Genomic DNA, 21,059 nt, shown 5'->3' with positions numbered 1-21,059 from the left:
AAACTAAATTTTTAATCAAAATGTCTGGCAATGGTATTGTAAAAGACATCCGGAACGAAAGGTTTTGTTATGACATCATTCATTCCAAAAGATAAAAGCTGATCTCTGTTTTCATCAAGAGAAATAGCAGTAAGGGCAATGATTGGAGTTGTTTTGTCGAATTCCCGGATTTGTTCTGTAGCTGTTGTGCCGTTAATTCCTGGTAAGTGTACATCCATTAAAATTAAATCAAAATGTTTTACTTTTAATAATTCAATAGCTTCTTCACCATTATCTATGATTTCGCAGGATATCGCTTTGTTTTCCAGCATTTTTTGAGTTATCAGCTGGTTTATTTTATTGTCTTCAACCAACAGAATGACTTTGTTTTCCAGTTGACAATCATCATAAAGTTTAGTTTCCTGAGTTTTTTTCAATGGGTGTTTATTGATGCCGAAATTTAGTTTAAAATTAAAAGTAGAACCTTTGCCAACTTCACTTAGTAATTTTATTTTACCTCCCAAAAGCTCAATAAGTTTTTTAACTATGGTAAGCCCCAAACCAGTTCCTCCATATTTGCGGTTAACCTCAATAGATCCTTGTGAAAAACTTTCAAATACTTTTTCCTGTTTGTCTTTTGGAATACCAATTCCTGTATCGGTAATTTCAAAATAAACCGTTGCTTTTTCCTTTCCAAGAGCATCTAATTTAGCAATAACGGTTACATTTCCATTTTTGGTAAACTTTAATGCATTGTTAATTAAGTTAAGGATTATCTGAGATAGTTTGGTTGTATCACCAATTAGATTATCTGGAATCGCATTGTCTATTTCCAGTGTAAGATGATTATTATTAGTAGTCGCCAATTCTTTTAAAGAGTTTTGAATATTGGCAAGCAAAGCTTTTAAGTCGAAACTAATTTTTTCTATTTCGACTTTTGTGGAGTCCATTTTATTTATTTCAAGTATCTCGTTAATGAATGTAGTGAGATAATTTCCGGAGAATTTCAGAGAATCTAAATATTTTAATTGTGATTGTCTTGGATTCTCCTCAAGTAATAAATGTGCAATCCCATTAATAGCATTTAGCGGGGTCCTAAGCTCATGACTTACTGTTGATAAAAATTCAGATCTTGCTTTTGAAGCTTCTTCAGCTTTATTTTTGGCTAAAATAAGTTCTTTGTTTTTTTCTTTTAAAAGTAAATTATTTTGATTTCTGATAATATTATTTTTATATAATGCTAAACTTAATAATGATAAAATAGAGATAAGTGCAATAGCCAAAATGCTGATTAATTTTGAATATCGATAAGTTTTTACTTGTGCTTTTTCTTCGTTTTCCCTTTTTATCTCGTCATTTAAAAGATTATTTTGCTTGATTTTTTTAAATTCATCAAAATCAAGTTTGGCATTTTTTAATTTTAGAATGTAATTTTCTATTTGGTAATGTTCCTCTAAATAACTGTATGCGCGGTCATATTCTTTATTGTTTTTGTAATATTGGCTTATTGCGAATATAATTTTTGATTTTTGTTTTAAATTTTGAGTTTTTGCATTTAAATCCAAAGCATTATTAAAGTAGATAATAGCGGAATCATTTTTCTTGCGTTGCGTTTCAATTAAACCAAGCTGGTAATAGGAATCTGATTTGATTGTTGGAGTTTTATTACTCTCAGGCTGTTCAATTATTTTTTTTAATGTTTTGGAAGCTAAATCATAATTTTTATGTGACTTATATGCTTTTGCTTTTTCTAAATTTAAATATTCATAAGAATAATTTAAGTTTAATTTATTAAAAATAACGGTTGCTTTTTTATAATATACTTCAGCAGTTTCATAATCCTTTTTTGCAGTATTTGTAATTCCAATATAATATAAAGCAACTGCCTTTGTTGCAGTTAACGGAATTTGATCAAATAGGACAATACTTTTATGGAAATATTTTAAAGCTTCTTCGTATTGCTGTTGATTGTAATATATTTTTCCAAGTTTGAAAGTTTGATCAGCCAGGTTTTCTGCTCTATTGTGGCTTTTACTGTAATCAATTGATTTTTGAGTAAATAATAGGGCATTGTTATATTTCTTATCTTTAAGACTGGAGCTGGCTAATTTGTTATAATAGGAAATGCTATCTGTATTCGGTTTTGATTGTGAATACAATGAGATGTAATAAAAACTGATAAAAATAAAAAGGTATTTCATGTTGTAATACTTTTTATAATGAATCTTATGTTTTTTTCATCAGCACGATTAGATCGATAAGTCTCGATGAATAGCCTATCTCATTATCATACCATCCAACCACTTTTACCATTTTATCTATAACAGATGTTAGTTGTGCGTCGAATACACAGGAATGTGTATTGCCTATTACATCAACGGATACGATTGGATCTTCTGTATAATCTAATATTTTTTTAAAACGTGTTTTTGATGCGTTTTTAAAAGCATTGTTAATTTCCTCTATTGTTACGGCCCGTTTCACATTAAATGTGATGTCTGTTAAAGAACCATCCGGAACAGGAACCCTAATGCCACAACCTCCAATTTTCTGATGCAATTCAGGAAAAATCTTTGTCAGTGCTTTCGCGGCTCCTGTTGTCGTCGGAACAATTGACTGGCTGGCTCCTCTTGCTCTTCTTAAATCTTTATGCGGTTGATCGTGCAAACTTTGATCCGTTGTATACGAATGTATTGTAGTAATGTATGCTTGCTCAATTCCACATAATTCATCGATAATCTTAATCATCGGAGCAGCATTGTTTGTTGTGCAGCTTGCGTTTGAAACAATTTTTTCGCTTCCGTCCAGAATACCTTCATTAACTCCTAAAACAACAGTCTTTATAGTATCTACCTCTGATGGAGCTGAAAGTATTACTTTTTTTGCTCCTGCTTCAATATGTGCATTTAGCTCTTCATATGTTTTGTATTTTCCGGTAGATTCAATTACAAAATCAATATGGTGACTTTTCCAGTCTAAATTTGAAATCTTATTTTCATGAAAAAACAGATAATGTTTTTTATCAACGATAATGCTTCTTTCATCATGGGATACCACAAAAGGTAAAACCCCATGAATACTGTCATATTTTATTAAATGCGACATCGTTTTGTTATCTGCAATGTCGTTGATTGCGACAACTTCAATTTCAGGATGGTTTAAAAGTAATCGAAATAAATTTCTGCCAATTCTTCCAAAACCATTTATTGCTATTCTTGTTTTCAAGCTTTTTGTTTATTCGGTAAATCGTTTGTTTAATCTATTTGCCAACTAAACAAAAACGGTTAAACTTTTTATAAAATATGTTTTTGTGCTTTGTATGATGAACGAACAAGCGGACCACTTTCTACGTGACGGAAACCTAATTCAAGACCAAATTTCTCGTATTTGGCAAATTGATCCGGAGTAATGAATTCTTTTACAGGTAAATGTTTCTTGCTTGGTTGTAAATATTGACCAATAGTTACTACATCAACATTAGCATTACGTAAATCAGTCATGGTTTGAAAGACTTCTTCTTCAGTTTCGCCAAGTCCTAACATAATTCCTGATTTAGTTCTGTTAATTCCTTTTTCTTTCAAATAACGTAAAACTTCGAGACTGCGATCATATTTTGCCTGAATACGAACTTCACGTGTTAAACGGCGAACAGTTTCCATATTGTGTGAAACGACTTCAGGATTAGCTTCTACAATTCGGTCAAGATTTCTTTCTATTCCCTGAAAATCAGGAATTAAAGTTTCAAGCGTTGTGTTTGGGTTCATACGTCGAATTGCTTTTACAGTTTCAATCCAGATAATAGAGCCGCCATCTTTTAAATCATCTCTGTCCACACTTGTAATTACTGCATGTTTGATGTTCATAATTTTTATTGATCGGGCTACTTTTTCAGGTTCATCCCAATCTACTGTTTCAGGTCTTCCGGTTTTTACACCACAAAATCCACAAGAACGGGTACATACATTACCCAGGATCATAAAAGTTGCAGTTCCTTCTCCCCAACATTCTCCCATATTAGGACAACTACCTGAGGTACAGATGGTATTTAAGCTATATTTGTCTACCAAACCACGAAGTTCAGTGTATTTTTGTCCAATCGGAAGTTTTACTTTTAGCCATTTAGGCTTTCCGGTTGGTATATTTTCTACTACGGTTTCCATATATTAAATTTGACACTACAAATATACGTAAAGTTGTAGAAGTTAGTAGTGTGTCTAATTGTTATCTTATCGATTTTATCCGTTGATTATCGATAATTTGTTAATTCTGTATAATGAATTAGATAATTATTTAAATAATACAATAAATATGGTTGTTATTAACTGTTAATAAACAAATAAATATAATTTGATTTATATTTTTACTTCTAAGTATATTTGTTGTTGTTAATTCAAATATAAAATGATGAAAAATAAATTTATAGTTTTAGGAATTCTATTTACTTCTTTTGGTGTGACTAAAATGAATGCACAAATTAATCTTGGAGAGAAAGCAATCGGAGCTCTTCAAAAAGGAGTTACCAGTTTTACTTTGACGAATGCAGATGCCGCTAAATTATCAAAAGAAGCGGTTGATAAATTAGATGCAGAACACGTTATAGCTGCAGCGACAGATTCTTATGCAGTAAGACTGAACAGGGTTTTTGGAAAACACACTAAAGGGGAAGGGTATACTTTGAATTATAAGGTATATAAACTCAAAGAAGTAAATGCATTTGCTACTGCTGATGGCAGTGTTCGTGTATATTCAGGATTAATGGATATTATGGATGATAATGAATTGCTTGCTGTTATAGGCCATGAAATCGGGCACGTTGCCAATAATGATTCCAGAGATGCTATGAGAGCGGCATATCAAAAAGAAGCTCTTCTTGATGGGGCCGCTTCGCAATCAGCAACAGTAACTTCTGTTACTGATAGTCAATTAGGTAAAATTGGAAGTGCAATGATTGATAGTAAACACAGCCGTAAACAAGAAACTGAAGCTGATTTGTTTTCATATGATTTTTTGAAAAAGAATGGTTATAATGTCAATGCTGAGGAATCTGCATTTAGAATTTTAGCTAAGATGAGCGAGGGTACTCAGGCTTCTTTTATTGACCAGATGATGAGTTCACATCCGGAATCTCAAAAAAGAGCAGAAGATGCTAAAAAAAGAGCAGAGAAAGACGGTTTATATAAACCTTATGTTCAGCAAAAAATAGTAAATACAGCTCCTGTAAAAAAAGCTGCAACTAAAAAAACAGCGACTAAAAAAAAGAAATAATAATTTCAGTCCGGAAAAAATAAAACCCGACAAATTTTAGAAACTTGTCGGGTTTGTTGTTTTAACCTAAAACATGGTGTGCTAATACTTTTTGCACTTCATACACATTTACCGATTTATTAAATTGTTTGATAATGCTGGGTTGTTGTTCGCTTGAAACCCAAATTTTTAATTCGGCATCAAGTTCAAAAGTTCCTGCAGTTTCTACACTAAATCGGGTAATACTTTTGTATGAAATTGATTTGTATTCAGTTTTGCTGCCTGTTATTCCTTGTACGTCAACTAAAATTAATCTTTTGTTAGTGAAGATAAATGTGTCCCGAATTAATTTGAAACCCATTTCGATTTCTTCATTATCAGTTAAAAGCTGTCCGTATTTTTTAAGTAAATCTTCCTGGCTTACTGAACCAGCATTGCCAAGAATAGCCGAAAATATTCCCATTTTTATTGTTTTTAATTTTTAATACAATTCTTTTTATGAATTGTAAAAGTAATTGATTTTGTTAGTTTTTATAAATGTTTTTTAATTTTATAATGAAAGGTACCAACGTAAAAGACATAAAAAAAGCAGAACCTAAATTCTGCTTTTTGTTTATTTATTCTGCTTCCGTTTTTATTGTTATTGGAAGATTATAGGCTGTTCGAACTGGTTTTCCGTCTAATATTCCGGGAGTCCATTTCGTTCTTAATGATTTCAAAACGCGAACGGCTTCTTTTCCTAATCCGTATCCGGGATCATTTTTTACAATTATGTCTGTCATTGAACCGTCTTTTTCGATTACAAACGAAACATAAACGCGCATTGTTCTGTCGGCATCCAATTCTGGTTTGTTGAAATTATTTCCTACATAGGTGTAGAATTTACTCATTCCTCCAGGGAATTCCGGCATTTTGTCTAATACAGCAGCAAGCACCGGCTCATTACTTGTAGTAGATGGAGCAAGACTTTGACCACCACCACCGCTAGTTGTTGGTAAAGCATTTACTGCTGTTCCTGTTCCTGTAGAGGTATTGTCTACAACTGGAACATTTTCTGTGTTCGGTGCAATGTTTTGTACTGCCTGTTCAGTAGGCACAACAACAGGATTTATTAACTGACGGGCATCTGTCACTTGGGTAATAGCTTGTTGTTCTTGTACTGGTGGTGCAATAGTTTCTTCTGTTTCCGGTCGTACTAGCTGATCTAAACGCACGGGTCTTATTACTTCATCAATCGTGGGAATCTTTTCAGTGATAGAAGAGGATGTTGTAAATTTACTAATCAGCATGGACACACTTCCTAAAGCAGCTATAATCAACAAACTCGTGAATAGCGCTGTAATTGAATTTTTAGAACTCTCCTGGCGTAATTGGTACGCGCCGTATTCTTTGTTTTTGTTTTCGAAAACAAGGTCGGTCCACTTGGTTTCATAGATGCTTAATTTAGACATAGTTAATGGATTTAAAAGGTTAAGTAAACATTAAATCATAAGCAATAAAGGTTTTAGTTTTAACTAAATAACGAAAACAAAAGAACTTTGGTGTGAGAAATATTTATTTTTTTAAGAATAAAAGTAAAGATATTTTATTCTTTTATTAAAGATATAAAATTATCTGTTACGCTCAATGATTTCTGCTAATAATTTTTTAGCACGAAGCAATTTTACTTTTACATTGCTCAAAGGCTCATTAATTTTGAGTGCAATTTCCTGATAAGTCATTTCCTGGAAATAACGTAACTGAATTACTTCCTGATAATGCGGTTTTAATTCTTTAATACATTGTAGTAAACGGGAAAGATTCTGTTCGTTGATTAAAGCATCTTCAGCAGACAGAGTAGTATCAGCAACATTATAGGCTTGTTGATCTTCGGAATCAGTTATTTCGATAAAAAGATTGGTTTTCTTTTTGCGCAACAAATCAATATAAACATTTTTTGCTATTGCAATCAACCAGGTGTTAAATTGGAATTCAGAATTATAACTTGCTATTTTATCGAATGCTTTTGAGAAAGTTTCAATAGTAATATCTTCAGCTATAGTTTCGTTTTCGGTACGTTTCAGCATAAACCCGTATACTTCATTCCAGTAAAAATCTAATAAAAAAGTAAAGGCAATCTGATCGCCTTTTTTTGCTTTTTCTATTTTAGAATTTATTTCCAATGTACAGGTTTTGAAAAGGTATTAGTTATAAAGATATTAATTTGAGTTAACATAAGTATGATTTCTACAATCGGAAACCAAATTTTAAGATCATTTTCTTTTAATTTTCCGGCAGAGAACCCAATTACAGTCCAGGCAACCGTATAGCGGGTTGCAAAAATAGCCAGTACAGCAATCCATTGAAATTGGAAAGCCAGTAAAATAATAACTAATAAAAAGAAAAATAATTGTGAACAGAAGAAAAGCCCTAATTGCAATTTGTCAAAAAACTTGTAATGTTCTGCAGTAGAAATATGTCTTCTTTTTTGAGTAAACCATTCTTTATAGGTTTCTTTTGGTTTTGAATAAGTAAAGCTTTCAGGTGTGTAAGAAATGGTAGTGTTGGATTTATTTGCAGCCTGGTTTATGAATAAATCATCATCACCCGAACGAACCTGAATATGATCAATAAAACCATTTACATTAAAAAATTCGTCTCGTTTATAAGCCAGATTTCGTCCCACTCCCATATACGGAGCACCTAATTTTGCCCAGGAAAAATATTGCACAGCTGTCAGTACAGTTTCAAAACGAATAATTTTGTTCAGAAATGAGCGCTCTATTTTTTCATAGCCGCCATAACCTAAAACAATGGTTTTGTTCATGGTGAACTGAGAAGTCATCGTTGTAATCCATTCTTTTGATGCTGGATAACAATCTGCATCTGTAAATAATAAATATTCTTTTTTGGACGCTTTGATGCCTAATGTTAAAGCATATTTTTTATTGCCCCAAAAAGCTTCATTATTCTCTACTTTTACTAAACGGATATTTGAATATTCTTTTTCGAATTGCTCAAAAACTTCTAAGGTTTCATCACTTGATGCGTCATCAATCAAAACAATTTCAAAATCAGGATAATTTTGCTCTGCTAATAACGGAATGTATTTTTTTACATTCTCTTCTTCATTTTTTGCGCAGACAATTACAGAAACGGGAAGATTTTTTGGAACAATACTTTGTGGCTTGCCAAAAGCAAATTTCCCAAAAACTCCCAGATAATAAGAAAGTTGAATAACGGCAATAACAATAAAAGAGTAAAATATGTATATAAGCATTTGGTTTATTTAATGGCTATTAATCTCTAAATCTTGCGAGTGCAAAGGTAATTATGAATTCCTAATTTTCAATGTATAAAACCAATTTACTTTCGGTATTTTGACATTTCTTTTGCAATAGCAATGGACTGAGTGTTTTCTGTCTTTTCCAACTCCGAAATTATATTCTTATAATTATGATCGTCTCTGTTTTGTGATAATTTTTTTGTTGCCTGAATTTCATCGATTTCAATCTCAAAACCAATTATTCCTCGGGCTTCACGCATTGTTTTTGCAGATAAATTTTCAACACGAACCGGATTTTCTGAGTTAGCTTCGTATTTATCAACTAATTTCTTAAGTGATTCAATTGCTGCTGTTTCATCAATGATTCTTATACGGCCATAAACATGCACGGCTATATAATTCCAGGTTGGGACATTTTCGTGATCATACCAAGAAGAAGAAATATAACTATGCGGGCCTGAAAATACAGCCAGAATCTGATCGTTTTCTGCAAAACCTTCTGCCTGGGGATTTAATTTTGAAATATGCCCCTGCAAAACTTCTTTTCCATCAGCGTTAATTTCAAGTTCTATCGGAATATGTGTCGCACATAATTTACCGTTAGTCTGATTTATCAGGATTCCAAAACTGTTTTCTTTCAAAAAAGTTCTGATTGATTCCGGATCTTCGTTTTTGTATATGTCTGGAGTGTACATTTTTTTCTGAGTTATTTCAAAGATTTCTCAAAGCAAATGGCTTCAGGTCGATCTGTATATTTTCCGTAATTCGGAATTACTTTATATCCTTGTTTTTGGTAAAATTGGATGGCTTCCTGATTTTTCACCCTTGTTTCCAAAACCAAATCACTATAACCAATTGCTTTTGCTTTATTTTCTAAAAATGACAAAATTGTTTGTCCGATTTTCTTTCCGGGAAATTTAGAATACATTCGTTTGACTTCACCAATATTTTCGTCAATTGGTCTGATCGCTCCACAACCCACAATTTCATTATCGATTTCAGCTATAACAAAAATAAATTTTGAATTGTCGTATTGCCAATCTGCAAAAGAATTCTTTCCGTCGCTTCCAAAACGAAGATAAAGATTTGCTGACAATTCTTCAATAATTGCCGAAACTTTTTCGTCATTTGGATTTGTTATTTTTATGGAAATATTTTGGTTGAATTTATTTGAAAAATAATGATGATTTTTACGGTTTGTTCCATCAAGCGGAAATGAAATGTTTCGTGTTTAAATTACATTCACTTCAGCCTCAATATGAATGCCAAAAGTTTTGAAAACGGTATCCTGGACGTCTTTTGAAACTGCTAAAATTTCCTGTCCGGTCGCATTTCCATAATTTACCAAAACCAAAGCCTGATTTTTATGAACGCCGGCATCTCCAAAACGTTTTCCTTTAAAACCGGCTTGCTCAATTAACCATCCAGCCGGAACTTTTACTTCAGTATCTGAAACTTCATAATATTTCATTTCCGGAAATTTCTGATGGATTTTCTCGAAATCGGATTTTAATAAAATCGGATTTTTAAAGAAACTTCCGCTATTACCCAATTCTTTAGGATCCGGTAATTTGCTTTGTCTGATTGTAATTACAGCATTGCTCACATCTTTTAGAGTTGGGACAGTAATATTGTTTTTGGCTAATTCAGCTAAAATATCTCCGTAAGAAGTATTGATTTTGTGATTGCGTTTTGTCAGTTTGTAAATTACCGAAGTGATAATATATTGGTCTTTAACTTCATGTTTGAAAATACTTTCCCGGTAACCAAAATTACATTCTATATTAGTGAAAGTTTTGATTTCCTGAGATTCAATATTTATGGCTTCACAGGAAACAAACGTATCTTTTATTTCAGTTCCGTATGCGCCAATATTCTGAACCGGAGTTGTGCCAACATTTCCCGGAATCAACGACATGTTTTCTAAACCTCCAAAATTATTGTCGATTGTCCAAATAACAAAGTCGTGCCAGGTTTCGCCGGCCTGACTTTCAACCCAGACAAAATCATCATCTTCTTTAATGATTTTCTTGCCTTTTAAATCAATATGAATCACCAAAGCATCAATATCTTTGGTTAAAAGCATATTGCTTCCGCCACCCAAAATGAATTTTTTTTCGTTTTTGTTTTCTTCTAAAATGGTTTTTAATTCGTCAACAGAATGAACGGCTACGAATTGTTTGGCTTTGGCTTCGATACCAAAAGTATTATAGTTTTTTAAAGAAAAATTGGATTGGATTTCCATAAATAAAAGGGCTTTTTTGACGAATTAATTCAGGAATCAAAAGTAAGGATTATAATTTATTTGAGGTGAATTTTGAATAAATATCGGATTGGAGATTTTAGAACTCAATCTGAAAAATGAATATGATTTTTCATTCTTTTATTCTACATCATGTCCTGCCTTAATAAAAAAATGTTTTAATAAATCATAAGTAATAAAATCACCGTTAATGTGGTTAAACATTTCAATTTCCATGTATTGGCAACTAAGACAGACGTTTAGTGTTGATATGATTTTGTTGTTTTTGTCATAAAAAACAAATGCATCTCGATATTTGGGAGCACACATCCCACTTGGAATATCTTTAATCTCAGTTTTCAAAATGTTTTTCAAATCAATTACTTTTTGGTCTGTAGATTTAAACGTATTTGTTTTTTTACTTGAAGGATGAAATTCTCCTTTATCATTTAATATATATTGTGTATAATTTACAAGTCCTTTCAATTCATTAAGTCTTAATTCTTGAAAATCGCTCAAGTCATTTTTTCGAAGCTTTCTTCGTTGTAATGTGTTATATTCACTTCGATTTAATAAATTATTTTTTTCAAATTGTTCCCCACGTTGAAATGAATAAGTTTCAACATAGTCAAAAGTTAAATTAGTGATATAATCGATAGAAGATATGTAAGTATATTTTACCATAAATATGTTTTGTAGTCGCTGTTTGATTGTCAATTCACATCAATAACTGATGATACTTATCCGCAATAATCTTCATATTAATATCATAATTTGCATTCTCTTCAACAAAACTTCTATTTTGTAAAATCGCCTCATTTCGGGATTTAATATTATCAAAAGACCAAATCAATTCTTCAGCCAGCATTTCAATATTATCAATTTCAACTAATTGTCCATTTTTCCGATGTTTTATCCAACTTTGATTTCCGGGAATATCCGAAACAACGGGATAACAATTACAGGCCATCGCTTCAAATAAAGAGGCAGAAACACCTTCGGTTATAGGCATGCTGATGTAAATATTTGATTGTTGTAATAGTTTAGGAAGTTCCGTATTTGGAATCCTTCCTGTAAAAATCACTTTATTTTCTATTTGTAAATCTTTGGCTAAATCTTTTAAAAATTGCAATCTTGTTCCATCGCCAACAACAGTCAGCAAAAAGTCAATTCTCTTTTGATGTAAAATAGCAAAAGCTTTTAAAATTGAATCATGTCGGTATTCAGGTTGAAGAGAACGAGTGATAATAGCCTCAATTTTATTCGAATTGTTGATTGAAGGAGAAAAAAGTGATAAATCAATTCCTTTCGGCAAAACCAAAACTTTACTCATATCAACACCAATAGCTTTCATCGAAATCGTCATTACAGGTCCCCAGGCATGAATTAAATTTGCTTTTTTGAAAGCATATTTCTGAATGAATTTCTTAAAAGGCAATAAAATCGAGTCTTCAGGCCATAAATCGGTTCTTCCCTGCTGTGCAATCGCGATGGTTTTTCCGCCCGATAAAGCAGCTAAGAAACCGTAACTGGTTGTTCTTTCGGCAATAACCATATCTGGTTTTTCCTGTCGAATGATTTTGCGAATAGCAATTGGAGAAAAGAAATATTCCGCAATACGTTTGGATCTGTTCAGTTTTGAATTGCTTGGAGTTTGAAGTTCCCATGTTATAATTTCAAAATCGCCAAATTCTTCCAGCCCTTTCATCCACGTTATAGCATCGGCACGATAGGATTCTCCTAAAAAAAGTATTTTTCTTTTTTTCATTCGGTAAACTTAGTATGCTTTTTCGTAAATAAAAATATGTTTTTTGCCACGAATTTTACGAATTCACTCAAATTAATTAGTGAAATTTGTGACGGAAAATTTTAAAGTTCATCGGTGTCTAAGGCACGATTTATAAAATCGTTTAAAGGTTTCAATGCAATTAATTTCTGGCTCATTTTAGCTACAAAATCTTTTTGGGTCACTTCTTTAATGTCATATTTTTGAGTAGCAATAAAACTTTTTAATTTTAAAAATTCAATTGCTGGATGCTCTTTTTCATAACCACGCGGTGGATTTTTAAGCGAATTATTTTCGTTTATATCTAAATTCCCAAATTCTTTTTTAAAGTTTTTATTACCTAAAATTTCTTCTAAGTCCTCATAAAAAAAAGCAATTTCTTTACGGACTTTCTTCAAATCATCAGGTTCGGGAGAGTAAAATCCTCCGGCAATAAAACTGGCGCCTTTCTCTATATGCACGTAATATCCTGCGCGATTTAAGCCTTTAGTACCACTGGATATCCAAATGCCTAAATGTGCTTTGTAAGGAGATTTGTCTTTAGAAAATCGAATATCACGATTAATTCTAAATGTACAGTTTTTAACCTCAAGTAATTCTAATGAAGGATCTAATGGTTTCATTACATCCAGAAAATCACTCACCAATTGATGATAATCTTTTTTGAAAATCTCGTATCTTTTTTTATTATCCTGAAACCAATCCCTATTGTTGTTGGTTTTTAAACCGTCTAAAAATTGCAATGATTCTTTCGTTAGCATATTCGGTATTTATTGCAGTTGTTTTTAATCTTGTTCTGGCTAAATTAATAATTTCTCTTTTATAACAGGTGTTAAGTTTGCTTCAAATTACACTAATTTAAACAAATTAAGACTTGTTAATATTTATTTCAGAGAATTAATCAACAAAACTGAGCAGAAAAAAATTAGTGATAATTTGTGTAATTCGTGGCGAAAAAAATCACAAATTAAATATTTTATAACTCTGATGTGTCGATTTTACAATCGTTTCAGTACGTTCCGGATGCGTGTCTGAAATAAAAAGCTGTCCGAAAGTTTCACTATTTACCATTTCGATGATTTTAGCAACACGGGTTTCGTCTAATTTGTCAAAAATATCATCAAAAAGTAAAAGTGGTTTTACACCGCTTTGTTTCTTCAAAAATTCAAACTGTGCCAATTTTAAGGCTATCAAAAATGACTTTTGCTGACCTTGTGATCCGAATTTTTTTATTGGGTGTGAATCAATTTCAAAAGACAAATCATCTTTATGGATGCCTGCAGTTGTGTAATGTAATGCACGATCCTTATTAATGCTTTCTTGTAAAAGAGTCAATAAATCTTTTTCGTATAAATGACTCTCGTAAACCAATTGTACCGTTTCTTCAGATCCCGTTATTGCCTGGTGATGGATATTAAATATAGGTATGAATTGTTCCAGGAATTCTTTTCTTTTTTCGAAAATCGCTTTCCCAAAACCATTTAGCTGTTCATTGTATATAGATAAGGTGTCGTTATCAAAGGTATGGTTCAGGGCAAAATATTTCAGTAGCGCATTTCGCTGTATAATTACCTTTTGATATTGAATAAGCTGGTGTAAATAAGTCGAATCTAATTGTGAGATTACGCTGTCCATGAATTTACGGCGTGTTTCGCTTCCTTCTACAATTAAATCACGATCAGCCGGAGAAATAATCACAAGAGGGATAAATCCGATATGATCTGAAAATTTATCATAAGCCTTGCCGTTTCTTTTTAATACTTTTTTCTGTCCTTTTTTTAAACTGCAGACAATTTGTTCCGTTCTGTCATTTTTTTCTAATTCGGCATCAATTACAAAAAACTCTTCTCCGTGTTTGATATTTTGAACTGCTAATGGATTGAAATAACTTTTTCCGTACGCTAAATGATAGATTGCATCAAGCACATTGGTTTTGCCAATTCCGTTTTTGCCGACAAAACAATTGATCTTGAGGTCGAAATCAAAGCTGGCTTCGGAGAAATTTTTATAATTGAATAAAGAAATTTTGTTTAAATGCATTTTTAAGGAGCTGTAATGATAAATTTTAGTGTTTTTGGAACATCAAAAATTAGAGGGTGCAAATTATTGAAAAATATCGATATAAAAGGCTTTTGGCGTGTTTGAACATGAATTATTTTACTCCTGAAAGGAAAGAAGTTGCGATTATTGAAATTATTTTTTTTAAAATAGATATAAAATTGATTTTTTTTACGTCGGTTTCAATAAAAATTTTATTTTTGCCGTTCACTAAATTAATTTTAAATGGCTACTTACAATAAAAGAGGATATAAGACACCAAAGGAAAAGGAAGTTAAAGAAGTAAATGAAGAGCAACAGGTAGTTATTGACGAAAAAGACAGCACTACAGCCGGTGTTTTTTCAAAATTAGATGAAACTGCTTCAAAAACTGAGGATTGGGTGGCGAAAAATCAAAAAATCATTATTGGTTTAGTTGCTGGTATTGCGATTGCTACTATTGGATATTTGGCTTACCAAAAATTTATTGAAACTCCTAAACAGGATGAGGCTGCAAACGAAATGTTTGTTGCTCAGCAAAATTTTCAAAAAGCGACTGATGGCGTAGCAAGCGATTCATTATATAAATTGGCTTTGAATGGTTCTGAAGGTAAATTCGGATTCGTTCAGATTGCTGACCAATATTCTGGAACTGATGCAGGAAATTTAGCAAATTACTATGCAGGTATGGCTTATTTGAATACTGGTAAATTTGATGAAGCAATTAAATATTTAGAAGAATTTAAATCTGAAGATTTGATTTTAAGTGCTTTGGCAAAAGGTGCAATTGGAGATGCTTACTCTCAAAAGAACCAACAAAAAGAAGCTTTAGACTATTATGTAAAAGCTGCGGAATCTAACAAAAATGATTTTACAACGCCTCGTTTCTTGCTAAAAGCCGGTAAAACTGCTTTAGCTTTAGGTCAGAAAGAAGATGCTTTGAAATATTTTACAGATATTAAAGAAAACTTCGATGCAACTCCGGAAGCAGCTTCTGTTGATGTATTGATTGGATTAGCGCAATAATAAAATTTATAGAGTTCAGATTTTAGATTTTAGATTCGTATTTTAGCAATCTGAAATCTATACTCTAAAATCTAAAATATAAAGATGGCTACTGAAAATAAAAATTTATCAGAATACGATAAAAACACAATCCCAAATGCGAAAGACTTTCGATTTGGGATTGTTGTTTCTGAGTGGAATGAAACTATAACCGAAGGACTTTATAATGGTGCCTTCGATGCATTAATAGATTGCGAAGTTCCTGCGGAACAAATTATCCGTTGGAATGTCCCGGGAAGTTTTGAGTTGATTTATGGTGCAAAAAAAATGTTGCAAACGCAAAATGTTGATGCAGTTATTGTTATTGGATGTGTAATTCAGGGGCAAACGAAGCATTTTGATTTTGTTTGTGAAGGTGTTACACAAGGAATCAAAGATTTGAATGTTCAAACCGATATTCCTGTTATTTTTTGTGTGCTTACCGATAATAACATGCAGCAATCTATTGACAGAAGTGGAGGGATTCACGGAAACAAAGGAACCGAAGCGGCTATCGCTGCTATAAAAATGGCGTATATTCGTCAACAGGCTTCTATGTCACACCCATTTAATCAACCTTTGTTGGCTTCCGGTGCACTTCAAATTGAGGAAACTCCTGTGAAAATAGAGAACGAATAAAACACAATTGTTTTAAAAATACTAAAACCTATACTGTGTAAAAATAGTATAGGTTTTTGTTTTTTTTATGACTGATGAAATTCTAAAACCCAATAGAAATTCATTAAATTTGTAGACCTTGGTTTTAAAACCAGAAACATAGTATAATAGTATATATCTGAGATTTTTACAATACGTTGAATTAAAGATCAAACCTTAAACTTAAATTTTTTAATGTCGAGTATCATTCAATTACTTCCTGATCATGTTGCTAATCAAATTGCTGCCGGAGAGGTGGTTCAAAGACCCGCTTCAGTTGTAAAAGAGTTGCTGGAAAATGCCGTGGATGCAAAAGCTACTGATATTAAATTGATTATAAAAGATGCCGGAAAATCACTAGTTCAGGTTATTGATAACGGTTTAGGAATGAGTGTGACCGATGCGCGTATGTGTTTCGAACGTCACGCGACCTCAAAAATACGCCAGGCCGAAGATCTGTTTTCACTTCATACAAAGGGTTTTCGCGGAGAAGCATTAGCATCTATTGCTGCGATTGCCCATATGGAAATGAAAACCAAACAGGATCAGGAAGAACTGGGTACACATATTGTTATTGAAGGAAGTAAGTTTATCTCTCAGGAAGTTGCGGTTTTACCAAAAGGAACTTCATTTGCCGTTAAAAATTTATTTTTTAATATTCCGGCCCGTCGTAACTTTTTAAAGTCGGATACGGTGGAATTCCGTCATGTAATGGATGAGTTTCAGCGTGTAGCTTTGGCACATCCGAATATTCATTTTACTTTTTATCATAATGGAAGTGAAATGTATAATTTGCCAATCTCTAATTTTCGTCAGCGAATTGTAGGTATTTTTTCCGGGAAAACCAATGAAAAGTTAGTTCCGGTAAACGAAGAAACAGAAATTGTCAGTATTCAGGGATTTGTTTGTAAACCCGAATTCTCTAAAAAAAACAGGGGAGAACAGTTTTTCTTTGTAAACGATCGTTTTATAAAAAGCGGCTATTTGCACCATGCAGTTATGGCTGCATATGACGGATTATTAAAAGATGGCTGTCAGCCCAGTTATTTTTTATATCTTCAGGTTCCGCCAAATACAATTGATATTAACATTCATCCAACAAAAACAGAAATCAAGTTTGATGATGAACAAGCTCTATATGCTATTTTAAGAGCTTCAATCAAGCATAGTTTAGGGCAGTTTAATGTTGCTCCTGTTTTGGATTTCGATCGTGACGCCAATTTAGACACACCATATCATTATAAAGATTTAGAAGGAGAAACTCCAACAATCCAGGTTGATGGAACTTTTAATCCATTTACGGATGATAAAACAAATCAGCATTATTCTAAATCGGGTTCAGCCTCAAGCTCGGGTTCCGGTTCTTATTCAGGTTACTCTAAAAAAGTCGAACCAACAGCAAGTTGGGAAAGTTTATATGTCGGTTTAGAAACAGATAGTATAGAGAGTTCACCTTTTACATTTGAAAATGAAGAAGTAACTTCGTCGTTGTTTGATGATGAAAATGTAGAAAAAGCGATTCAAAAAACGTATCAGATTCATAAAAAATATATAGTTTCGCCCATCAAATCAGGAATGGTAATTGTTGATCAGCAGCGTGCACATCAGCGTATTTTGTATGAACAATTCTTGCTGAATATGACAGTAAATCAGGCTTCAAGCCAACAATTGTTATTCCCTTTGAATTTGTTTTATACCTCTGTCGAAATGGAATTAATTGAAGAATTGAAACCTTCACTGGAAACGACAGGTTTTGTTTTTGAAGATGTTCAGACAGATCATGTTGTGATTTCCGGAATTCCCGTAAATATTACTGAAAGCGAAGTTTCTCTTGTAATTGAACAATTATTAAGTGATTTGCAGGACGGAATTCCGGCAAGCAGTTACAGTCAGAATGATACCATTGCCAAGTCGATGGCAAAAAGTTTAGCGGTTAAAACCGGATCTTATTTAACCGAAAAAGAACAGGATAATTTAGTAAACGGTTTGTTTGCCTGTAAAGATCCCAATATTTCACCTTTTCAAAAACCAACTTTCATTACCATGCGTGTTGAAGATATAGATAAAAAGTTTGCCTTATGATGAATATGACTCCCGTAGTAAAACAATTATTGATAATTAATATTATCTTTTTTATTGGTGCACAGTTAGTACCAGTTTCTTATGAGTATTTTGCGCTTTTTTTTCCTCAAAATCCCGGATTTCAAATTTGGCAGCCAATTACCCATATGTTTATGCATGGCGGATTTGCTCATATTGCATTTAACATGTTTGCTTTATATTCGTTTGGTTCTACACTAGAACACTTTTGGGGAGGAAAGAAGTTTTTGTTTTTCTATATTTCATGTGGATTGGGAGCAGCTTTGGTAAATTTTGCAGTTAATTATTATTTTTATCAGGATGGTTTAAATATTTTGGAATCCAGTGGATTAAACAGAACTGAAATTTTACAGGTTTTAAGCGAAGGAAAGATCAATTCAAGATGGCAGGAAATTTTGAGTGTGTCTCAATATCAGCGTTTTACTGAAGCTTACTTTGGTACTGTTGTTGGAGCTTCCGGAGCTATTTATGGATTGTTAATTGCTTTTACTTTTATGTTTCCTAATGCAGAATTAGGAATAATGTTTATACCGATTCCAATAAAAGCAAAATATTTTGTTCCAATTTACATGCTGTTGTTTGATGGATTTTTTGGTATTTTTGGAAATTCTCTTATGGGAATCGAGTCCGGAATAGCTCATTATGCTCATATTGGCGGTGCTCTGTTTGGTTTTTTAATTATGTGGTATTGGAAAAAGAACCAGTTTAATAAGAATCGGTGGAATTAATTTTTAAATTTAAGTAATCAAATTAATAAACCCAAAGGAAGCTTTTTATGAATATTCTGGATGATTTAAAATTGCAATATAGATTAGGCGGCATAGCAATGCGCGTTATTTATTGGAATGTGGCTTTTTTTATAATTTCTTTAGTTTTTTTCTGGCCGAGTTTCTCAGGAGCATTTGCATACCCCAATTGGCTGGCTTTGTCTTCAGACCCTCAAGTTTTCTTATTTAAACCCTGGACGTTTTTAACATATGCTTTTTTTCACTTCGATTTCTGGCATTTGTTATTTAATATGATGGTTTTAAATTTTGCGAGTAATTTATTTTTGACTTTTTTTACTCAAAAACAGTATTTAGGATTATATATCTTAAGTGCTCTTTTTGCCGGATTAGTTTTTGCTTTAAGTTTTTATTTTTCGAATATGTATGGTTCAATTGTTGGCGCATCTGCGGCTATAATGGCAATTTTAGTTGCTACAACGACCTACTCTCCATTAATGAATGTTCGTTTGTTTCTATTCGGAAATGTAAAGCTTTGGCATATAACGGCTGTAATTTTAATTTTAGATTTAGTGCAATTGCGTTCAGTTAATATGGGTGGCCATATCTCGCATTTAGCCGGAGCCTTTTTTGGTTTTATTTTTATTAAATTGCTTCAAAATGGAACTGATCTGAGCTTGATAGTTTCTAAAATATTAGATTTCTTTATAAATTTATTTAAAAAATCCCCAACATCTCCATTCAAAAAAGTTCATAAAAATTATAAAAAACCTACACAGACAAGTACATCAAGAATTGTTACGAAAGATAAAACGCAACAGCAAATTGATGAAATTTTAGACAAGATTAGCCAATCCGGTTATGATTGTCTGACAAAAGAAGAAAAGGAATTTTTGTTCAAAGCAGGGAAATAATCCGGTAATTAAGACAATATGAAGAACCTGTCGTGGTTTAATAAAATAATGTTCTTTTTGAATATAATACTGACTGTATTGACTTTTAGTATCTATATTTTACCATTTTTGGCGCCCAAAAGTTTTCCTTTGCTCTCCGTATTAACACTCTTTATGCCAGCCTTTTTTGTGCTAAACGGAATGTTCTTTATTTATTGGGCAATTCAGTTTAAAAAACGCCTTATTTTGTCCGGCCTGGTCCTCCTGACAGGGATTACATTTATTAATAAATTCTATAAAATAACCGGTAAAGAATATATAGAAGACGAAAAAGATTTTTCGGTAATGAGTTACAATGTACGTCTTTTTAATGTTTTTAAATGGTTAGATCGAGATGATATCCCTTCAAATATTAAAGCTTTTATAGATGAAAAAGATCCTGATATTCTTTGTATTCAGGAATATTCAAATTCTGCTCATCTTGATTTAAAAGTTTACCCGCATCGTTATATTTTTATTGATGGTAACCAGATAAAAACCGGTCAGGCTATTTTTTCCAAATTTCCCATTATTTATGAAGGAAATATTGTTTTTCCTAAATCGGATAATAATGTGATTTATGCCGATATAAAGAGAGGAAAAGACATTATACGGGTTTATAATATGCACCTGCAGTCTATTAAGATTTCACCTGATGTAAAGGAAATTTCAAATGATATTGATAATGTCAATCAGCGAAAATCACAACTTATTTATAACAGAATAAGTAAAGGATTCAGGCAGCAGCAGGAACAGGCCGAAATCTTTAAGGAAAATATTAAACAATGTAAACATCCAATTATTATTTGTGGAGACATGAATAATAGTCCATTTTCATATGTATATCGAAGCATAAAAGGAAAACTCAAAGATACTTTTGAAGAAGCCGGGAAAGGTTTTGGAGCAACCTATAAATTTCGTTATTATCCGGCGCGAATTGATTATATTTTTGCAGACAGTAAAATGAAAGTTAAACAATTTGAAAGTTTTTCTGATTTCGAAAATTCTGATCATTATCCGATCATGGCAAGACTTTCTATGGAATAAA

The 21,059-nt window shown here is 32.3% G+C and carries 21 protein-coding genes; 7 read left to right on the top strand and 14 right to left on the bottom strand.

What is annotated here, in order from left to right:
- Window positions 1–11: 11 nt before the first annotated feature.
- From ACEN92_RS10885 to lipA, 3 genes are all read right to left on the bottom strand, one after another.
- Window positions 12–2,180, bottom strand: coding sequence for a tetratricopeptide repeat-containing hybrid sensor histidine kinase/response regulator (locus tag ACEN92_RS10885; protein ID WP_495638416.1), 2,169 nt, complete (start codon window positions 2,178–2,180; stop codon window positions 12–14).
- A 25-nt stretch (window positions 2,181–2,205) separates the two neighbouring features.
- Window positions 2,206–3,204 (bottom strand): type I glyceraldehyde-3-phosphate dehydrogenase, encoded by a 999-nt coding sequence (gap, locus tag ACEN92_RS10880; RefSeq protein ID WP_495638415.1) that lies wholly within the window; start codon window positions 3,202–3,204, stop codon window positions 2,206–2,208.
- A gap of 68 nt (window positions 3,205–3,272) precedes the next feature.
- Window positions 3,273–4,139 (bottom strand): lipoyl synthase, encoded by an 867-nt coding sequence (gene lipA, locus ACEN92_RS10875; protein WP_495638414.1) that lies wholly within the window; start codon window positions 4,137–4,139, stop codon window positions 3,273–3,275.
- Between the two features lie 244 nt (window positions 4,140–4,383).
- Between lipA and ACEN92_RS10870 the strand changes: the two genes are divergently transcribed.
- Window positions 4,384–5,244, top strand: coding sequence for a M48 family metalloprotease (locus ACEN92_RS10870; RefSeq protein ID WP_495642341.1), 861 nt, complete (start codon window positions 4,384–4,386; stop codon window positions 5,242–5,244).
- A gap of 61 nt (window positions 5,245–5,305) precedes the next feature.
- Here ACEN92_RS10870 and ACEN92_RS10865 read toward each other — a convergent pair whose 3' ends face one another.
- The 11 genes from ACEN92_RS10865 to recF form a co-directional block, all read right to left on the bottom strand.
- The gene (locus tag ACEN92_RS10865) at window positions 5,306–5,686 is read right to left on the bottom strand and encodes a PH domain-containing protein (protein ID WP_007803986.1); all 381 of its coding nucleotides are present in this window, start codon (window positions 5,684–5,686) and stop codon (window positions 5,306–5,308) included.
- A 154-nt stretch (window positions 5,687–5,840) separates the two neighbouring features.
- Window positions 5,841–6,674, bottom strand: coding sequence for an energy transducer TonB (locus ACEN92_RS10860; RefSeq protein ID WP_495638413.1), 834 nt, complete (start codon window positions 6,672–6,674; stop codon window positions 5,841–5,843).
- Window positions 6,675–6,833: 159 nt separating this feature from the next.
- On the bottom strand, window positions 6,834–7,385 hold the full coding sequence (locus ACEN92_RS10855) for an RNA polymerase sigma factor (protein ID WP_495638412.1): 552 nt from the start codon (window positions 7,383–7,385) through the stop codon (window positions 6,834–6,836).
- Window positions 7,376–8,482 carry a glycosyltransferase gene (locus ACEN92_RS10850; protein WP_495638411.1) on the bottom strand — a complete coding sequence of 369 codons (1,107 nt, stop codon included), beginning with the start codon at window positions 8,480–8,482 and terminating at the stop codon, window positions 7,376–7,378. The genes ACEN92_RS10855 and ACEN92_RS10850 overlap by 10 nt, the downstream gene beginning before the upstream one ends.
- A gap of 86 nt (window positions 8,483–8,568) precedes the next feature.
- Complete coding sequence (locus ACEN92_RS10845) at window positions 8,569–9,183, bottom strand: FMN-binding negative transcriptional regulator (protein WP_495638410.1); 615 nt, start codon at window positions 9,181–9,183, stop codon at window positions 8,569–8,571.
- 11 nt (window positions 9,184–9,194) lie between these two features.
- A complete protein-coding gene (locus ACEN92_RS10840; protein ID WP_495638409.1) occupies window positions 9,195–9,584 on the bottom strand; it encodes a GNAT family N-acetyltransferase in 390 nt (129 codons plus the stop codon).
- A 135-nt stretch (window positions 9,585–9,719) separates the two neighbouring features.
- Window positions 9,720–10,733, bottom strand: a complete 1,014-nt coding sequence (gene murB / locus ACEN92_RS10835) for a UDP-N-acetylmuramate dehydrogenase (RefSeq protein WP_495638408.1) — start codon at window positions 10,731–10,733, stop codon at window positions 9,720–9,722.
- Between the two features lie 138 nt (window positions 10,734–10,871).
- Window positions 10,872–11,414, bottom strand: coding sequence for a hypothetical protein (locus ACEN92_RS10830; protein ID WP_495638407.1), 543 nt, complete (start codon window positions 11,412–11,414; stop codon window positions 10,872–10,874).
- A gap of 34 nt (window positions 11,415–11,448) precedes the next feature.
- Entirely contained in the window at window positions 11,449–12,498 is a 1,050-nt protein-coding gene (locus ACEN92_RS10825; RefSeq protein ID WP_495638406.1) for a glycosyltransferase, read from the bottom strand.
- A 101-nt stretch (window positions 12,499–12,599) separates the two neighbouring features.
- Complete coding sequence (locus tag ACEN92_RS10820) at window positions 12,600–13,277, bottom strand: DUF2461 domain-containing protein (RefSeq protein ID WP_495638405.1); 678 nt, start codon at window positions 13,275–13,277, stop codon at window positions 12,600–12,602.
- A gap of 199 nt (window positions 13,278–13,476) precedes the next feature.
- Window positions 13,477–14,556: a DNA replication/repair protein RecF gene (gene recF / locus ACEN92_RS10815; RefSeq protein ID WP_495638404.1), complete on the bottom strand. Its 1,080-nt coding sequence runs from the start codon at window positions 14,554–14,556 to the stop codon at window positions 13,477–13,479.
- Window positions 14,557–14,799: 243 nt separating this feature from the next.
- Here recF and ACEN92_RS10810 point away from each other — a divergent pair, with 243 nt between their 5' ends.
- The 6 genes from ACEN92_RS10810 (at window position 14,800) to ACEN92_RS10785 (ending at window position 21,058) form a co-directional block, all read left to right on the top strand.
- Entirely contained in the window at window positions 14,800–15,579 is a 780-nt protein-coding gene (locus tag ACEN92_RS10810; protein WP_495638403.1) for a tetratricopeptide repeat protein, read from the top strand.
- A gap of 84 nt (window positions 15,580–15,663) precedes the next feature.
- The gene (gene ribH / locus ACEN92_RS10805; protein ID WP_495638402.1) at window positions 15,664–16,236 is read left to right on the top strand and encodes a 6,7-dimethyl-8-ribityllumazine synthase; all 573 of its coding nucleotides are present in this window, start codon (window positions 15,664–15,666) and stop codon (window positions 16,234–16,236) included.
- 213 nt (window positions 16,237–16,449) lie between these two features.
- Complete coding sequence (gene mutL, locus ACEN92_RS10800) at window positions 16,450–18,336, top strand: DNA mismatch repair endonuclease MutL (RefSeq protein WP_495638401.1); 1,887 nt, start codon at window positions 16,450–16,452, stop codon at window positions 18,334–18,336.
- Window positions 18,333–19,082 carry a rhomboid family intramembrane serine protease gene (locus tag ACEN92_RS10795; protein ID WP_495638400.1) on the top strand — a complete coding sequence of 250 codons (750 nt, stop codon included), beginning with the start codon at window positions 18,333–18,335 and terminating at the stop codon, window positions 19,080–19,082. Before mutL ends, ACEN92_RS10795 begins: the two co-directional genes overlap by 4 nt.
- 47 nt (window positions 19,083–19,129) lie before the next feature.
- The gene (locus ACEN92_RS10790; protein WP_495638399.1) at window positions 19,130–19,993 is read left to right on the top strand and encodes a rhomboid family intramembrane serine protease; all 864 of its coding nucleotides are present in this window, start codon (window positions 19,130–19,132) and stop codon (window positions 19,991–19,993) included.
- 18 nt (window positions 19,994–20,011) lie between these two features.
- On the top strand, window positions 20,012–21,058 hold the full coding sequence (locus tag ACEN92_RS10785) for an endonuclease/exonuclease/phosphatase family protein (RefSeq protein ID WP_495638398.1): 1,047 nt from the start codon (window positions 20,012–20,014) through the stop codon (window positions 21,056–21,058).
- Window position 21,059: the final 1 nt, after the last annotated feature.

This window comes from Flavobacterium sp. Flavsp81, assembly GCF_059491325.1.
This window is presented reverse-complemented; position numbering and strand designations above follow the sequence as displayed.

Coding starts and splice junctions, on each gene's coding strand:
- ACEN92_RS10850 (WP_495638411.1), bottom strand. CDS start 8,482: ATGCTTATATACATATTTTACTCTTTTATTGTTATTGCCGTTATTCAA.
- ACEN92_RS10865 (WP_007803986.1), bottom strand. CDS start 5,686: ATGGGAATATTTTCGGCTATTCTTGGCAATGCTGGTTCAGTAAGCCAG.
- ACEN92_RS10790 (WP_495638399.1), top strand. CDS start 19,130: ATGAATATTCTGGATGATTTAAAATTGCAATATAGATTAGGCGGCATA.
- ACEN92_RS10860 (WP_495638413.1), bottom strand. CDS start 6,674: ATGTCTAAATTAAGCATCTATGAAACCAAGTGGACCGACCTTGTTTTC.
- murB (WP_495638408.1), bottom strand. CDS start 10,733: ATGGAAATCCAATCCAATTTTTCTTTAAAAAACTATAATACTTTTGGT.
- recF (WP_495638404.1), bottom strand. CDS start 14,556: ATGCATTTAAACAAAATTTCTTTATTCAATTATAAAAATTTCTCCGAA.
- ACEN92_RS10825 (WP_495638406.1), bottom strand. CDS start 12,498: ATGAAAAAAAGAAAAATACTTTTTTTAGGAGAATCCTATCGTGCCGAT.
- ACEN92_RS10820 (WP_495638405.1), bottom strand. CDS start 13,277: ATGCTAACGAAAGAATCATTGCAATTTTTAGACGGTTTAAAAACCAAC.
- ACEN92_RS10845 (WP_495638410.1), bottom strand. CDS start 9,183: ATGTACACTCCAGACATATACAAAAACGAAGATCCGGAATCAATCAGA.
- ribH (WP_495638402.1), top strand. CDS start 15,664: ATGGCTACTGAAAATAAAAATTTATCAGAATACGATAAAAACACAATC.
- ACEN92_RS10810 (WP_495638403.1), top strand. CDS start 14,800: ATGGCTACTTACAATAAAAGAGGATATAAGACACCAAAGGAAAAGGAA.
- mutL (WP_495638401.1), top strand. CDS start 16,450: ATGTCGAGTATCATTCAATTACTTCCTGATCATGTTGCTAATCAAATT.
- lipA (WP_495638414.1), bottom strand. CDS start 4,139: ATGGAAACCGTAGTAGAAAATATACCAACCGGAAAGCCTAAATGGCTA.
- ACEN92_RS10830 (WP_495638407.1), bottom strand. CDS start 11,414: ATGGTAAAATATACTTACATATCTTCTATCGATTATATCACTAATTTA.
- ACEN92_RS10785 (WP_495638398.1), top strand. CDS start 20,012: ATGAAGAACCTGTCGTGGTTTAATAAAATAATGTTCTTTTTGAATATA.
- ACEN92_RS10870 (WP_495642341.1), top strand. CDS start 4,384: ATGAAAAATAAATTTATAGTTTTAGGAATTCTATTTACTTCTTTTGGT.
- ACEN92_RS10795 (WP_495638400.1), top strand. CDS start 18,333: ATGATGAATATGACTCCCGTAGTAAAACAATTATTGATAATTAATATT.
- ACEN92_RS10885 (WP_495638416.1), bottom strand. CDS start 2,180: ATGAAATACCTTTTTATTTTTATCAGTTTTTATTACATCTCATTGTAT.